This window comes from Nostoc sp. DSM 114159 (assembly GCF_053470285.1).
The window spans coordinates 6,920,340-6,935,425 of the sequence record NZ_JBPFEH010000001.1; the positions used below are offsets into that span (position 1 = coordinate 6,920,340).

A 15,086-nucleotide genomic window follows, 5' to 3' on the forward strand; every position below is an offset into this window, starting at 1 on the left:
GATGCTTGTAGATGCTGGTGTTCTAGCTATTTTTAGCACAGCTACAGTTGTTGTTCATTGCGTGGGAGTTATACATGCAGCCCATGCAGTAATGAATGTGCGTTCTTCTCAAGGGGCAATTGCCTGGAGCATTTCTCTAATTACCTTTCCCTGGCTAACGATTCCGTTGTATTGGATTTTAGGAAGAACTAAATTTCATGGATATGCTGAAACACTGCGCTCAGTCTATGCACAACACTATAAGCTTTTTCATTCTACCTATAGCGAACTGATTAAATTTCAGGTTGCACCACCAGATAATCTAGCCCAGTTGCAACCCTTAGCAGAGGCTTTTACAGACATTTCTTTTACATCAGGGAATGCTGCCGAATTACTGATTAATGGTCAGCAAACCTATGAAGCGATGCTGAAAAAGATTGCATCGGCGACGAATTATATTTTGTTTCAATTCTATACTGTTAACGATGACCAATCAGGTAATGAGTTTAAAGAAGCGTTGATTGCTAAAGCCAAGCAAGGAATAAACATCTATTTTCTCTACGATGAAATTGGTTCCAAGAAACTATCTCGCCCTTATATTCAATCTCTACAACAGCATGGAATTGCAGTGAGTGCATTTAACACCACCCAAGGTCAGGGTAATCGGCTCCAATATAATTTTCGCAATCATCGCAAAATTTTGGTGGTGGATGGAGAAATCGCATTTGTCGGTGGACTAAATATTGGTGATGAATATTTAGGAAAAAATCCTCGCTTGAGTCCCTGGCGCGATACTCATATTATGCTTGAAGGCCCAAGCGTACAAAGCCTACAAAACTCCTTTGTACGAGATTGGTATTGGGCAACTCGAAAACTTATCGAAGTTAACTGGCAGGTAAAAATTAATCAAGAGACTAATCAAACTGTATTGATACTTCCTACAGGCCCCGCAGATCGTCTGCCAGCTTGTAAGCTTTTTTTCGTCGAACTAATTAATCAAGCTCAAACTCACCTGTGGATTGCTAGTCCATACTTTGTACCGGATGAGGCAACATTGTCAGCTTTAAAACTGGCAGCAATGCGAGGTGTCGATGTGCGAATTCTCTTACCAAATCGACCCGATCATTTATTTGTTTATTTATGTTCCTTCTCTTACTACACTGAAATGGAAAAAATCGGTATCAAGTTGTATCGTTACAAAAATGGGTTTATGCACCAGAAAATTATAGTCATTGATGAGAATTTAGCAGGGGTAGGAACCGTTAACTTAGATAATCGCTCTTTTGCCCTTAACTTTGAAGTTATGGGTTTTGTTACCGAGCCTGGGTTTGTCCAAAGTGTGAAAAAGATGTTAGAGGATGATTTAGCTGTCTGTGTTGCTGTCGATCTTAATGAGTACGATAAAAAACCTTTGTGGTTCAAGTTAGCTGTGAGAGTCTCTCGATTGCTGACTCCTTTACTTTAATCGCTAATATATGGATTAATAGAATAATTCATCAGGCAAAGTTAAAGTAATTTACTCAGTGGTGTTGCCAAACCGTCAAGGCTGACAAGATTTTTCTTCTGTTGATATTCTCTAACTCCTTCTTCGCCTTTTTTAGTAGCCCAGTTTACTAGAGTCTGTCGCTGACCTTGATATTCATAGAGTGGTACGCCAAAACCACAGGAAGTCTGGATTGTTTCAATGTCAGCGACGATAATTTGACGAGTTCCTGGTATCGGCAAAAATAGAGAGTACAACGAGTCCCACTCTGGAGAATTCGGTAAAATGGTGGTTCCTTGACCGTAAAGACGCAAGATACACGGGGGTTCTTGAAAGGCACAAAACATGAAGGTTATCCGCCCATTTTCTTGCAAATGGGCTGATGTTTCGTTACCACTACCTGTGAGGTCTACATAACCTACTCGGTTGGGAGACAAGACACGAAAACAGTCTTGACCTTTAGGAGACAGGTTAACATGACCCGTAGGACTCAAAGGTGCAGAGCCGACAAAGAAAAGGTGTTGGGCAGCAATAAAGTCTTGCAGTTCTTCAGTAATACAGTCAAATAATTTAGACATAGACTGTTTGATTTATATTTACAAATTGATCGTTTTCTCAGCCTATGTCTTAGCTAAAAATCTAGCAAGGTATAATTACCGATGTCTGGTTTATCCCAAAGGAATGGGGAGTTGAGAGAAAACTGTTACTGTCTCATATATCGACTAGCCATTTGGATGGCATCAGCGATATCGACATCACCGTCACCATCAGCATCCAAAAAGGAATTGAGGACAGGATTGCCCCCAGCTTGGGGATTTTGAGCATTGGCACCTGATTGCAAAAACTTTAGCACCAAAGGTACTGCCAAAGGTAGCAATTGTTGAACGATACCAGCATCCAACCCAGTACGCTGGGCGGCAACTTCAGCTACTTGCTGTTGTATCTGGGGAGAAAACAACGAATTGACGGCTTGAGGGTTGGCAGAAGTACCAGCATATTGACTGACTAAATTTTGTGTGGCTTCATTACCATCTGTAGCTTGTTTGTCTTGTAAAGCAGAACGTACTTGACCACCCACAACTGACAAAACTGATTGGATGGTAGAAGGATCTGCGCCTGTGCGATCGCTCAACTGCTGTACAGTGTTAACAATGCTTCCTATTTCACCTAAGCTGCCCTGTTGATTGGGATTAGCGACAGCACCAAGAATTTGATCGAAAAGTCCCATAAGTTTGTTTCTCTCTTTGTTTTCAAAAACTTGCCAAAACTGGCTGGAAGTTTTTTGTGTACGCGGACTTTTGTAAGTCTACTAAAAGATTAAAACACGCAACCTCTAAATTTTAACCTATATCAATTCAATTAATGATTGCAACACATTCTTGAGTAAAGACGCGATGAATCGCGTCTCTACAAATGGTCTATTTGTCACATTCTTTTTTCAAATTGGTAAATAATTTTACCCAAATGTTTTTTTACTACAATTTGAGGTGCGTAGGCGAGCATTTACCGCAGGCATTGCTAACCCCAAACCTTTACTAATGCGTCGTTCGGAAAAAATAAATCGCTGTCTGAAAGATAGATGAACATTTTTCTACAGACAGCGATCGCAAAACGCTCAACTTATTTGACCGATATTTGCTCTACGCTAATGCCGCTATTTTCTCTAGTAAGCCTTGAAACAACCTCAAGCCATCACTACCCCCTAACATTGCGTCTGATGCCCTTTCTGGGTGCGGCATCATTCCCAACACATTGCCCCGGCGATCGCTAATCCCGGCAATGTTGTTTAGTGAACCGTTGGGATTCTCCCCTTCATAGCGAAATATGACTTGTCCGTTATCTTCAATTTTTGCCAGAGTGGCTGCATCAGCGTAGAATCGCCCCTCTCCGTGGGCAATGGGCAAAGTGATAACTTCACCAGTTGTATAAGCTTGCGTCCATAGATTAGTACGCTCAACTTTCAAGAGGACGCGATCGCAAATAAAATGTAAATCTCGGTTTCTAGTTAACACTCCTGGCAAAAGTCCAGCTTCAGTTAATACCTGAAAGCCGTTGCAAATACCGAGGACAAACTTACCCTTTTGGGCGTGTTCCACAATTTGTTGCATCACAGGTGAAAAACGCGCGATCGCACCACAGCGGAGATAATCCCCGTAACTAAAGCCACCAGGAATAATCACAACATCCAAATCAGCAATATCTGTTTCTTGATGCCAAACCATGCGAGTTGGTTGCCCCAGTAAATCTCTGGTTACATAAGCAACATCGCGATCGCAATTAGAACCGGGAAAAACAACAACACCGAATTTCATGATTAGTTAGGGGAGCAGGGGAGCAGGGGAGCAGGTGGTCACTGAGCGTAGCCGAAGTGGGAGCAGAGGAGGCAAGGGGGAGAAAGAATAATTAATGCCCAATGCCCCATGCCCAATGCCCTATACCCAATTCCTAAAATACCCCAGTTTGAGTTTCGACCTCAATTAATTCAAAGCGGTAATTTTCAATTACCGGATTTGATAGCATTTGGTCACAAATGGTATCAAGGTCTTGACGCGCTTTCTTCTCTTCAGTTGAGGTGATGGTGAGTTCAATGTACTTGCCAATCCGCACCTGGTCAACGTTATCGTATCCCAGTTGCTTAAGACCGGATTGTACTGCCACACCAGCGGGGTCTAAAACTGAAGGACGAAGGGTCACGAAAATTTTGGCTAGATACTTGGTTTGCACGGGCTTTTGCTGAATGCTGCGATCGCTATACTATAACTTTCTGTTCCAACTGAGTGAAAATAAGATTACGAAGCGGTTAAACTTAATCGATTGATTAGCTCATCCTAACAGCTTCAAACTACAGTGGCATACTTAAATAATTGTCTATGAAAGTCATACGCACCCGCAGTCAAGAGCGTATTTTCAACCTACTGAAAACTATCAAAAAAGGCATTTCTGCCCAAGATATTTACGTAGAACTACGTAATATCAATCAGAGCATGGGTTTAGCAACAGTTTACCGTTCTCTAGAAGCCTTAAAACTAGAAGGCATGGTACAAGTGCGAAATTTGGCTAACGGTGAAGCCCTCTATAGCCTAGCACAACAAGATAAACACCACCTTACCTGCTTGCAATGTGGCGTCTCAATTGCGATTAATCAATGCCCAGTTCATGACTTAGAAAACCAGTTAGAATCAAGCCATCAGTTTAAAGTTTTTTACCACACCCTAGAGTTTTTTGGGTTGTGCAATCAATGCCAGGTGAATCAAAGTACTGGAATTAGTCAATAGCCATACCAATTTTATGAGACGGATAAAGCGTGTTTTACTTCTGATTTCTGATTTCTGACTCCTGAATTCTGTTGTAATAAATGCTTTATTTAAACAAAACTCAACCAATTAAATACATCTGCAACTGTTAATTGCCAATTTTCCAAAACACTCAAAACGGGTAAGATATCTTGCTGTTCTTTTAATTCTGGTAATTTATTGGGTTCAAAAATCATGATGGATTCATCAGCAGAATCGAGTAACCAACCTAGCTTCGCTCCATTTTGAATCGAAAATGTAATTTTGCGGATAACTCGGTTGGGTGATTGTTCCGGTGAGAGAATTTCGATTATCCAATCTGGGGGAATCTCAAATTTCTTCGCAATTCTACCTTTTGCATCAAAGGGAATTCTTTGCCATTCAAACACAGCAATATCTGGTACTATTGAAAATCCACTAAACGTGCAGCGTAATTCAGTAAAGGCATAAGCTAACTTTTGTAGTTTTGCAACTTGATTTATGGCAGAAGCTAATTCAATTTGTAAAGTACTATGTTCTCCTTGCGGCATAGGCTTTTGGTATATTTTTCCGTTAAAATACTCGCTTGCTGGTTTTGTCTCTGGTAATTTTAAGAACTCTTCTATATTTAATGCTGTAGTTGACTCAATAGATAAGATCATAATTTACAACTTATCAAAGCTTGATTATTTTATCGCGAAAATAATTAGACAAGTATCGCATAGGCATAGCCCGTCGTAGATATTCTAATAACTTACCGTCATGTATCGCCTAAAATTTATTCTCTATGTTTCTTCTACCGTACCTATTTTTTATATATAGGACTAGTATTTGATTTTTGAAATTACTCGTAGAGGCAGGGAACAGGCAATAGGCAATAGGCAATAGGCAATAGTGAAGAAGAGGATTATAAGTGTACGGATTTTTTTCAGAAATCAAACCGGATTCCTATATCACAGAAGAAGATAGAAAACTACTCAATTCAATTACAATAATTTAAACAGGGAATTTTATTTTATCTTCAAATCTAACTACAGGAGTAATGGAGTGTTGAGAATTAGCGTTGAAGAAGCAGCTATAGATTTAAAATCTCTCTTAGAACGAGTAGCTAGGGGAGAAGAAGTAATTTTGCTAGACCAAGATAAAGCTGTAGCTCGTTTAGTTCCTCCGCTACAAAAGGAAGAACGATTAGCAAGTATGAAACAATTTCGTGATTCTCTTGCGATTAAGGGTGAGTCATTGAGCGCAACTGTCATCAATGCGCGTACAGAGGAACGTCGTTGATTTATTTAGATACAAGCGTTATCGCTCCTTTGTATTGGAGAGAAGCTTTGAGCGATGCAGTTGAACAATTATTACTCAATGAAACTGAAGTAGGTTTGAGTCAGTTGGTTGAGGTTGAATTCGTTTCTGCGTTATCGCGTCGAGTCAGAATGCGAGAAATATCTCAGCAGGATGCAACAGCCGTTGTAGAAAGGTTCCAAGCAGATTTAGATAGTGGATTTTATACTCAAATTGCGGTAGAAATAGTTCATTATAATTTAGCGCGTGAGTGGATTAGTCGATTTGATACACCATTGCGTACACTTGATGCTCTACATTTGACAATTGCATTTCAAAATAATATCCAATTGGTAACGGCTGATGAAGCTTTAGCAACAAGTGCTGAAATTTTAGGAGTTGAGGTTTTGTTACTGCGGTAAATCAAAGCATAACCAAGTCATTAGTCATTTGTCATTGGTCATTTGTCATTTGTTAGAAGGCAGAAGCAGGAGTTATTTTCTTCCCCTGCTCCTGTGCTCCTCTGCTCCCCTGCTCCCTATTCTTAACTAGAGCGATTGTTTTCTAATCCTGGGATTTGTTTAGAAAACAATTCGTTAGAGTTAACCTCACCATCTGAAACGACGGAGCGTATACCCTCTAAAGCAGCGGGAATGGAACGCGGATCTATAAAAATCACCTTGCTACTATCGCTTTTACCAATTGTCGCGCCCATATCTAAATAGCCCAAGGCAAATAGTACTTCCACTGCTTTATTGGCATTGGGGTTATTGTGGAGCTTTTGGGCAATAATTTCTGATGACTCTGCGATCGCCTGGGCTTTTAAAACCTGCTGCTGACGTTCTGCTTGAGCCTTCAAAACGATCGCCTTTTGTTCGGCTTCTGCTTGCAAAATTACCGATTTTTGACGAGCTTCCGCATCCAAGATTTGCGCGTCAGCTTTACCTCTGGCGCTATTGACAGCAGCTTCGCGATCGCCCTCTGAAGTTAAAATTGCTGCCCGTTTGCGTCGTTCTGCTGACATTTGCAATTCCATCGATTCTCGTACTGCTTGAGACGGAATAATATCTCGCAGTTCTACCCGTGTCACTTTCACACCCCAAGGATCGGTAGCAACATCCAAATCTCGTAATAAAAGCTCACTGATGTGAGAACGAGCAGTAAAAGTTTGATCCAACTCCAGTTGTCCCATTTCGGCGCGAATTTGAGTCAGCACCATATTTATCATTGCCGCTTGGAGATTTTCTACCTTGTACCAGGCTTTTTCCATATCCACAATGCGCCAATAAAACACTGCATCTACCTCAATACCAACGTTGTCACGGGTAATGCACTGTTGAGGAGGAATATCTAAGACTTTTTCTTTAATAGTTTCTCGGTAGACAACTCTATCTACAAAAGGAACAACAAAGTTTAGTCCTGGTTCCAGTTTTTTGTTATAGCTACCCAATCTTTCCACCAAAGCTTCATTGCCCTGATTGACGACTTTTACCGAACTTGCTACAGCAGAACCACCTAGAGCTAAAAATACTAGTAAAAAAAACTGTTCCATTGTGAATCTCCTAATTTTTAATAAACGGAGTGCAGAGTGGAGGAGATGAATGAGCCAAGGAAGTAGAACTCTTAAGTTTTGACAAATGACAAATACTTCGACTTCGCTCAGTACAAGTGACAAATGACAAATGACAAATGACAAATGACAAAATACTCAAGAATTCAACAGATTTTCCGGTACAACAATCAAAGTAGTACCTTCCCTCCTAACCACATAAACTCTTTGATGGGGTGGTATGGTAAATTTGTCATCGTCACATCTTGCTTGCCAAGAATTTCCCTCATACCGTACCCGCCCTGTTTTTCCAGGCAGAATTTCTGTTAAGGTTTCAGCTATGACTGCATCCCGAATTTTTGATTTGCGTTGTCTTGGTTGCAAAAACCGACGAGAAAGCACGATTAGGGCTATGGAAAGCAACAGCCAAACTACAATTTGCAACCATACACTTCCCATACCCACTCCAGACAGCAGCGCCACCACAAAAGCGCTAATTCCCATCATCAAGGCGACAAACGCCGACGGTAAGAACAGTTCCATTAAACATAAAACTGCTCCTGCCAGAAGCCAGATTAAGGTAAAACTTGGCATAGCGCCATCCTAAACTCTACATTGACGTAAATGCATTTCTACGATTAGATACAGCCAGACGTAAGTTATTTACAGAAAACAAAACTGGGTATTTCTACCAATAATTTTGTAATTTTGATTAATTTCAGTAACAAGGTGTAGCTAACGGTACACATGTCCAGTTTATTCTAGCCTTCAATTCATTGCCAGCTAAAGTTAATCGAAGTTTATGTATAAATAAGAATTCTGACTCCTGACTCCTGACTCCTGACTCCTATATTTATGATTTCTACTCAACTGATAATTTTTTGTATAAATCCACGCTGTAATAGCCCCATCAATCCTATGGGAGATAACGTTTGTGCCAGTTGCCAAACTCCTTTAGTTCACCGCTATCTTTGGGCGACTGGCTCATTGGCTGCTTACATCCCACCAGGCACAAAGGTAGCAGATAGGTATGAGGTAATTAAACAACAGATTTGGCTAGATACTCAACCGGGACTGCCGCCAGATGTACCTGAAGAATTGCCAGCCGCAGTAATTCCTTATTTACAGTTATATCAACAGCGGTTACATCTGCCCCAAGCTTATGGGTTTGCTAGTAATCTTGAAGAAGATACAACTGATATCCTTTTATTAGAAAATGCGCCGATAGATAAGACAGGAAATATCTATCCAACTATTGTTGAGGCTTGGGAGGAAGCCACGGCAGTACGACAAGTTTATTGGCTGTGGCAAATTCTCCAACTTTGGACACCTCTAGCAGAATTGGGACTTAGCCGCAGTTTACTAGTAGTAGACAACTTGAGAGTCGAAGGTTGGTGTGTGCGACTGTTGGAACTCTATCAAACACCAGCTGATGAAAAGTTAAGTTTACAAAATCTGGGGGAATGTTGGCAGTTTTGGGTAGTTTCTGCGAAGGCATCAGTAGCTAAAGCGTTACAGAACATTGCCCAGGAGATGTGTGAAACTGAGATTGAGTTAGAGGAAATTAATATTCAACTCAATAATTTACTACTAGCGGCTGCGGCAGAATTGCCATTAGCCTTAAAGGTGGCAGGTTCTACAGATATTGGCCCAATGATGGCGCAAAATGAAGATGCTTGCTATCCCAATAGTTTGAGTGATTTAGAGGAACCTTTATTGCGCCACTTGTCGATTGTGTGCGATGGCATTGGCGGACACGAAGGCGGTGAGGTTGCAAGTCAGTTGGCAGTGCAGTCTGTAAAGTTGCAAATTCGCGCTTTACTAACTGAGGTGATAGAACAAACTGCACTTTTTCCACCTGAGTTGTTGCAGGAACAATTAGAAGCAAGCTTACGGGTGGTAAATAATGTAATTTGTGCCCGCAATAACGAACAAAAACGCCAGGGCAAAGAACGCATGGCTACAACTATTGTTATGGCGTTGCAAGTTCCACAACGAATCCAGACAAGTACTGGATGGCAATCAAATAATACCCATGAGCTTTACTTGGCTAATGTTGGCGATAGCCGTGCCTATTGGATTACTCGCAATTATTGCCAGCTACTAACAGTAGATGATGATGTGGCAACGCGAGAAGTACGCCTTGCTAAAAGCTTGTATCGAAAGGCACTTTTAAGACCAGATGCGAGTGCCTTAACTCAAGCATTGGGGACAAGAAATTCCGAATCTTTACGTCTCAATGTTCAGCGATTTATTCTGGAAGAAGATGGCATTTTGCTACTGTGTTCTGATGGTTTAAGCGATCGCAACTGGGTAGAACAATCTTGGCAGGATTATGCAATACCCGTGTTAACAGGGCAAATGACAGTTGAAGATGCTGTCCGCAACTGGATTAACTTAGCAAATGAAAAAAATGGGCTTGATAATACATCGGTTGTTATCACCTATTGCCGTGTTTCTCCAGAATACTTAGTACCCGTGACTCCGGCGTTGCCAGAAGAGATTATAGAAACAGAAATACAGGAAGAAGAACTAGAGAAATTAGAAGAATTAGAAGAACTAGAAGAACTAGAGAAATTAGAAGAACCAACTTCTTTTACAGAAAGTTCCCAAGCTTTGCTAGATTTGGATCTAAATTTGGATCTAGATTTGGATCTTTCAGAAGAACCACCTCTCAACCCAGAAATTCCACCAACTTTAATTACAAAACCGAAGTGGAGTAAACCTTTGGTAATGCTGGGGGGAGTGTTAGCGTTGCTTGTAGGGGGTACAAGTCTGGGATTATTTGCTTGGTGGCAAATTAATCCTCAAGGATTACAGCAAATGTGTCGGCAACTTCCCCAAGAAATGCAGTCAGTGTGTCCGAGTGGGAAATAGGGGACTTCCAAGTAAAAAATATTCAATAGCAGAGGGACAAGGAAGACAAGGGGGACAAGGGGGACAAGGAAGAAAGAAGTCTAGTTAAGAATAGTGGGCAGGGGGCAGGAGGTCACTGAGCGTAGTCGAAGTGGAGCAGGGGGCAGGGGGAGAGAGTTTGAGCTTTATTTACTTTTCTTGACACGGTTTGGTTTTATTGCACCGACTTAACTTATACCGAAATATTTTAATGTTGATGAGAAATATTGCAGTATTGATAAGGAATATTCTAATGTTGATGAGAAATATTGCAATATCTGCCAGAAACATTGCAATGTTTGTCAGAAATATTGCAATATTTGCCAGGAATATTGCAATGTTTGCCAGAAATATTGCAATGTTTGCCAGGAATATTGCAATCTTGACAACAACTACTTGTACATTCTAATGGAAAAGAAAGTGGCGATCGCTAGTCAGTAATCATTGACTTTTTAGATAAAATATGATATAACCGATTGCTATCAAGAAAAATCATATATAAACGTGAATATCTCTCCATCTCTCAAAAAACCGCGTGTCTCATGGCAAGCGGTTTTCTCACTGCTGATATTTGTGTTCATGTACCTGCCCATACTGGTACTTGGCTTTTATAGCTTCAATAAGTCGCCTTACAGTGCAACTTGGCAAGGATTCACTCTCGATTGGTATCGCAAGTTGTTCAGTGACGATCGCATTTTATCGGCTTTGCAAAACAGTATGATAGTTGCGGGTTGTGCCGTGGCAATTTCCGCAGTGCTGGGAACCTTGATGGCGGTTGGGTTGGCGCGTTACGAATTTCCTGGTAAAAAATTGTATCTGGGTATTGCTTACCTACCATTGATTATTCCCGATATTGCGATCGCAGTGGCTACCCTAGTATGTCTAGCAGCCTTTGCAGTACCTTTGAGTTTGTGGACAATAGTTGCAGCCCATGTAGTGTTTTGTCTAGCCTACGTTGGACTTGTGGTTGCTTCCCGACTGACTAATTTAGATCCCCACTTAGAAGAAGCAGCACTAGATTTAGGTGCGACACCAACCCAAGCTTTCATCAAAGTATTGTTACCTCAATTAATGCCTGGAATTATCGCTGGTTGTCTCTTAGCCTTTGTTCTTAGCTTAGATGACTTTCTGATTGCTAGTTTTACTGCTGGTAGCGGTTCTAACACCCTGCCAATGGAAATTTTTAGTCGCATTAGAACCGGAGTTAAACCTGATATTAATGCTCTCAGTGTAATGTTAATTTTAGTATCTGCGATCGTTGCCTTTGTAGCTGAATTAATTCGCGCTTCTGGAGAGAAGAAAACTTTCAAATAAGACTTGCTATTGCCAATAAAAATTATGGGTAATTTGGTTCTTTATGAACTTTTTTAGATAGCGAACAACAGCTATATTAAAATTTAAGGTGCATTACGGCAAGCCTAACGCTCCAATATTATGGCAATGTGCCATACTTTCTGCTAACACAACGTCATAGTATAGATAAGTAATACCAATTGCAAAAAAGAATGTAACAAATACACCATTTGTAGAGATGCGATGAATCGCGTCTTAACCAAAGTGTATTGCAATCATTAATTGAATTGGTATAAATAAATATAATTTATTCATCCTTATGCCCTCGTAGAAAACATAGTTTTAAACACATGAATAAACTTCCGTGTTCGCTTCTCTACATAACTGTTTTCAATTAGATAATATTGGGGCTAACTTTGGAGAAGATGCTATTTCCCCCTCATTATGCAAATCTGCCAAAACCCCAATTGCTCAAATCCATTCAACTCTGATAGCAATAGATTTTGCGTGAGTTGCGGACAAAGCAACTTTGGCAAACTTCTCAGAAACCGTTACCGCGTATTAAGACTTTTAGGTGAAGGTGGATTTAGTAGAACATATTCTACAGAAGATGTAGACAGACTAAACGCCCCTTGCGTCATCAAGCAATTTTTCCCGCAGTTCCAGGGAACAGGACAACGCACTAAAGCCGCAGAATTTTTCAAAGAAGAGGCTTTTCGGTTGTATGAATTGGGAGAAAATCATACCCAAATTCCCAGATTACTAGCTTATTTTGAACAAGGTACTAGCTTGTATCTCGTACAAGAATTTATTCAAGGAAAAACTCTCTTACAAGAAGTTCAGCAGCAAATTTATGGCGAACAACAAATTTGGGAACTTTTAGCTGATTTATTGCCAGTTCTGGAATTCATTCATACCCATAACGTCATTCATCGGGATATCAAACCAGAAAATATTATCCGCCGTGCAAGTGATGAAAAACCCGTTTTAATTGACTTTGGCGGTGCTAAACAAGTAACACAAACCAGTATCGGAAGACAAGCTACGGTAATTTATACTCTTGGCTATGCCCCAACAGAACAAATGGCTGGATTTGCTTGTCACGGCAGTGATTTGTATGCTTTGGGTGTAACTTGTGTGCGTCTTTTGACTCAATGTTTACCCTTGCAAGATGCTTCTGGACAGATTAATGACCCTATTTATGATGCCATGAATGCTAAATGGTTGTGGCGCGAACATTTACAGAAAAAAGGTATTACTATTAGCGACGAATTAGGAAAAATTTTAGATAAATTACTCAAACATCTACCGAGTGAAAGGTATCAAACAGCAGTAGAAGTCATTAACGATTTGAAGTTTGCCACATCGAACATTGAACCTGTTGCCTTAAAAATTGTTTCGATGCCTCAATCTATATTACCGCCGCTACCACAAAAAGTAATCGTCCCATTACCCCCATTAGAAACCTTTGAATTTGATGTAGTGACAGTAGACACAGGTGGTAGAGAAGTAAACCGTATGAACTGTAATGCCAACTTCTTTGCTGAACAATTAGGTAAGTCTGTCACGTTAGAAATGGTATCGATTCCTGGTGGTACTTACATGATGGGTTCACCGGAATTTGAAGGAGATGCTGACGAACGTCCTCAACATCAAGTTACCGTCGAACCATTTTTTATGGGTAAATTTCCTGTAACTCAAGCACAGTGGAGAGTAGTAGCAGCTTTACCCAAAGTCAAACAAGCTTTAAATCCCCATCCATCGAAATTCAAAGGTTTAGATAGACCAGTAGAAAATGTATCTTGGTATGAGGCTGTAGAATTCTGTCTCAGACTATCAGAAAAAACTGGACGCGACTATCGTTTACCGAGTGAAGCTGAATGGGAATATGCTTGTCGAGCTGGAACTACAACCTCATTCCACTTTGGCGAAACCATTACCTCTGAGTTAGTCAGCTGCACTATGGAACCAAAAAGCAAATTCCGTAAAGAAACAACAAACGTCGGTAGTTTTGAAGTCGCCAACGCCTTTGGATTGTACGATATGCACGGGCTAGTTTGGGAATGGTGTGCCGATTCCTGGCATAACAATTATAACGACGCACCCGTAGATGGAACAGCTTGGGAAATTGGCGGCGATATAAATCGTCGGGTGCTACGCGGTGGTTCTTGGAGTTTCAGTCCAGAACTGTGTCGCAGCGCTAGCCGTAGCTGGAATGAGTCAGACGGTGGACTGAGGGTTTGTGGCTTTAGAGTAGTATTTTCTGTAGAGGAGATTATTTAGTAATTTAATACCAAGCTATATAAATTATGAGCAATAGAATTGAGAAAGGTGACATAGTAGTTATAACTAAAAATGGAAAATATCATCAGCAAGTGGGTGAAGTTAGTCAGGTAGATTACAATATTTTCTTTGTCAAAATAGTCTTAGTAAAGTTAGGTAATCAAGAAGAAGCCTTTGAAGAAAAAGATTTACAATTACAAACTAAAAAACCGAGTCTACAAGAAGTTATTACATCAATAGACAAAATTTTAGAACAAGTCACTCAAATTCCCCACTTGCCGACACAAGAGCAAGTAGAGTTACCCAACCGTTTGAAATATCTGAAATTAGATATTCCTAAACTAGATAAGCAATTGATTCAAAAAAACTTCAACAGTATAGATAAAATACTTGCAGCAACAAGAGAAGTAGACTTTTCAGCCAGCTTTTGGCAGGAAATAGATCCTAATTTGGAGAAAATAAGCTGGTGGATTAGAACAAATCTGTGAACTAAAAAGTAAATCGGCGAGAATAAATCAGCTTTTTCTGGTTCTCAGCTAGAGTCTGGGAATACCTATTGTAAGGATACGCCTCCTAAATTTCCAGCAGAACTGCTTTTAAGGCATTACCTCTGGCTGGAAACGAAAACTTTCTCTTGTGTTTTGGCTGAAGTTGATATGCATGAGCATTGCTGTGCTTTTATCAACGTATTTATATCATTTTTTTATCATTATTACACTGAAATTATATATATAAGACAGTACTGCAACTCTTAATTTAAACTTATTAATAATTAAAGATAAACTTATGTTTGACCACTTCATACTTATTAGGTTGAAGGGTAAATAATTGGCATTGGGCATAATTAAACGTAACTATATTTTTTTCATTTTCTACCCTTAATGCTTTATGCTTTCTACTTTACGCTTGATTCTGATGATTGATTTTTATTTGTACCTACTTACTTAACTAAGTTTTTGAAACACCTGGTTTAAATTTTGTTATTAACTGCACGTTTACGTAAACTTAACTTTTGCAAATATTTTTTTAGAGTAAATTTTGACTTTATAGA

The 15,086-nt window shown here is 40.0% G+C and carries 15 protein-coding genes; 8 read left to right on the top strand and 7 right to left on the bottom strand.

The genetic code is table 11. The features are described 5' to 3' along the window. Position 1: 1 nt before the first annotated feature. Positions 2 to 1,444 carry a cardiolipin synthase gene (gene cls, locus ACR5KR_RS29215; RefSeq protein ID WP_448268962.1) on the top strand — a complete coding sequence of 481 codons (1,443 nt, stop codon included), beginning with the start codon at positions 2 to 4 and terminating at the stop codon, positions 1,442 to 1,444. A gap of 41 nt (positions 1,445 to 1,485) precedes the next feature. Here cls and ACR5KR_RS29220 read toward each other — a convergent pair whose 3' ends face one another. From ACR5KR_RS29220 to purS, 4 genes are all read right to left on the bottom strand, one after another. Beyond that, positions 1,486 to 2,040, bottom strand: a complete 555-nt coding sequence (locus ACR5KR_RS29220) for a pyridoxamine 5'-phosphate oxidase family protein (protein WP_448268963.1) — start codon at positions 2,038 to 2,040, stop codon at positions 1,486 to 1,488. Between the two features lie 125 nt (positions 2,041 to 2,165). After that, entirely contained in the window at positions 2,166 to 2,690 is a 525-nt protein-coding gene (locus ACR5KR_RS29225) for a DUF937 domain-containing protein (protein WP_448268964.1), read from the bottom strand. Positions 2,691 to 3,102: 412 nt separating this feature from the next. Beyond that, positions 3,103 to 3,774: a phosphoribosylformylglycinamidine synthase subunit PurQ gene (gene purQ, locus ACR5KR_RS29230; protein WP_445628717.1), complete on the bottom strand. Its 672-nt coding sequence runs from the start codon at positions 3,772 to 3,774 to the stop codon at positions 3,103 to 3,105. 133 nt (positions 3,775 to 3,907) lie between these two features. After that, complete coding sequence (purS, locus tag ACR5KR_RS29235; RefSeq protein WP_292747447.1) at positions 3,908 to 4,186, bottom strand: phosphoribosylformylglycinamidine synthase subunit PurS; 279 nt, start codon at positions 4,184 to 4,186, stop codon at positions 3,908 to 3,910. 146 nt (positions 4,187 to 4,332) lie between these two features. Between purS and ACR5KR_RS29240 the strand changes: the two genes are divergently transcribed. After that, a complete protein-coding gene (locus ACR5KR_RS29240) occupies positions 4,333 to 4,737 on the top strand; it encodes a Fur family transcriptional regulator (protein ID WP_445628718.1) in 405 nt (134 codons plus the stop codon). 89 nt (positions 4,738 to 4,826) lie between these two features. Here ACR5KR_RS29240 and ACR5KR_RS29245 read toward each other — a convergent pair whose 3' ends face one another. Continuing rightward, positions 4,827 to 5,396, bottom strand: a complete 570-nt coding sequence (locus ACR5KR_RS29245; RefSeq protein WP_448268965.1) for a Uma2 family endonuclease — start codon at positions 5,394 to 5,396, stop codon at positions 4,827 to 4,829. Between the two features lie 385 nt (positions 5,397 to 5,781). On the opposite strand from ACR5KR_RS29245, the gene ACR5KR_RS29250 reads away from it, so the two are divergent. After that, positions 5,782 to 6,018, top strand: a complete 237-nt coding sequence (locus ACR5KR_RS29250; RefSeq protein WP_445628720.1) for a type II toxin-antitoxin system Phd/YefM family antitoxin — start codon at positions 5,782 to 5,784, stop codon at positions 6,016 to 6,018. Further along, positions 6,015 to 6,437 carry a type II toxin-antitoxin system VapC family toxin gene (locus ACR5KR_RS29255; RefSeq protein ID WP_445628721.1) on the top strand — a complete coding sequence of 141 codons (423 nt, stop codon included), beginning with the start codon at positions 6,015 to 6,017 and terminating at the stop codon, positions 6,435 to 6,437. Before ACR5KR_RS29250 ends, ACR5KR_RS29255 begins: the two co-directional genes overlap by 4 nt. A gap of 122 nt (positions 6,438 to 6,559) precedes the next feature. On the opposite strand, the gene ACR5KR_RS29260 is transcribed toward ACR5KR_RS29255, so the two are convergent. After that, positions 6,560 to 7,567 (bottom strand): SPFH domain-containing protein, encoded by a 1,008-nt coding sequence (locus tag ACR5KR_RS29260; RefSeq protein ID WP_445628722.1) that lies wholly within the window; start codon positions 7,565 to 7,567, stop codon positions 6,560 to 6,562. Between the two features lie 156 nt (positions 7,568 to 7,723). Then, the gene (locus ACR5KR_RS29265; protein WP_322671881.1) at positions 7,724 to 8,158 is read right to left on the bottom strand and encodes an NfeD family protein; all 435 of its coding nucleotides are present in this window, start codon (positions 8,156 to 8,158) and stop codon (positions 7,724 to 7,726) included. A gap of 261 nt (positions 8,159 to 8,419) precedes the next feature. Between ACR5KR_RS29265 and ACR5KR_RS29270 the strand changes: the two genes are divergently transcribed. From ACR5KR_RS29270 to ACR5KR_RS29285, 4 genes are all read left to right on the top strand, one after another. Further along, the gene (locus ACR5KR_RS29270) at positions 8,420 to 10,441 is read left to right on the top strand and encodes a protein phosphatase 2C domain-containing protein (protein ID WP_448268967.1); all 2,022 of its coding nucleotides are present in this window, start codon (positions 8,420 to 8,422) and stop codon (positions 10,439 to 10,441) included. A 522-nt stretch (positions 10,442 to 10,963) separates the two neighbouring features. Further along, positions 10,964 to 11,773, top strand: coding sequence for an ABC transporter permease (locus tag ACR5KR_RS29275; protein ID WP_448268968.1), 810 nt, complete (start codon positions 10,964 to 10,966; stop codon positions 11,771 to 11,773). Positions 11,774 to 12,196: 423 nt separating this feature from the next. Beyond that, positions 12,197 to 14,035, top strand: a complete 1,839-nt coding sequence (locus tag ACR5KR_RS29280) for an SUMF1/EgtB/PvdO family nonheme iron enzyme (RefSeq protein ID WP_448268969.1) — start codon at positions 12,197 to 12,199, stop codon at positions 14,033 to 14,035. Positions 14,036 to 14,061: 26 nt separating this feature from the next. Next, positions 14,062 to 14,523 (top strand): hypothetical protein, encoded by a 462-nt coding sequence (locus ACR5KR_RS29285; RefSeq protein ID WP_448268971.1) that lies wholly within the window; start codon positions 14,062 to 14,064, stop codon positions 14,521 to 14,523. Positions 14,524 to 15,086: the final 563 nt, after the last annotated feature.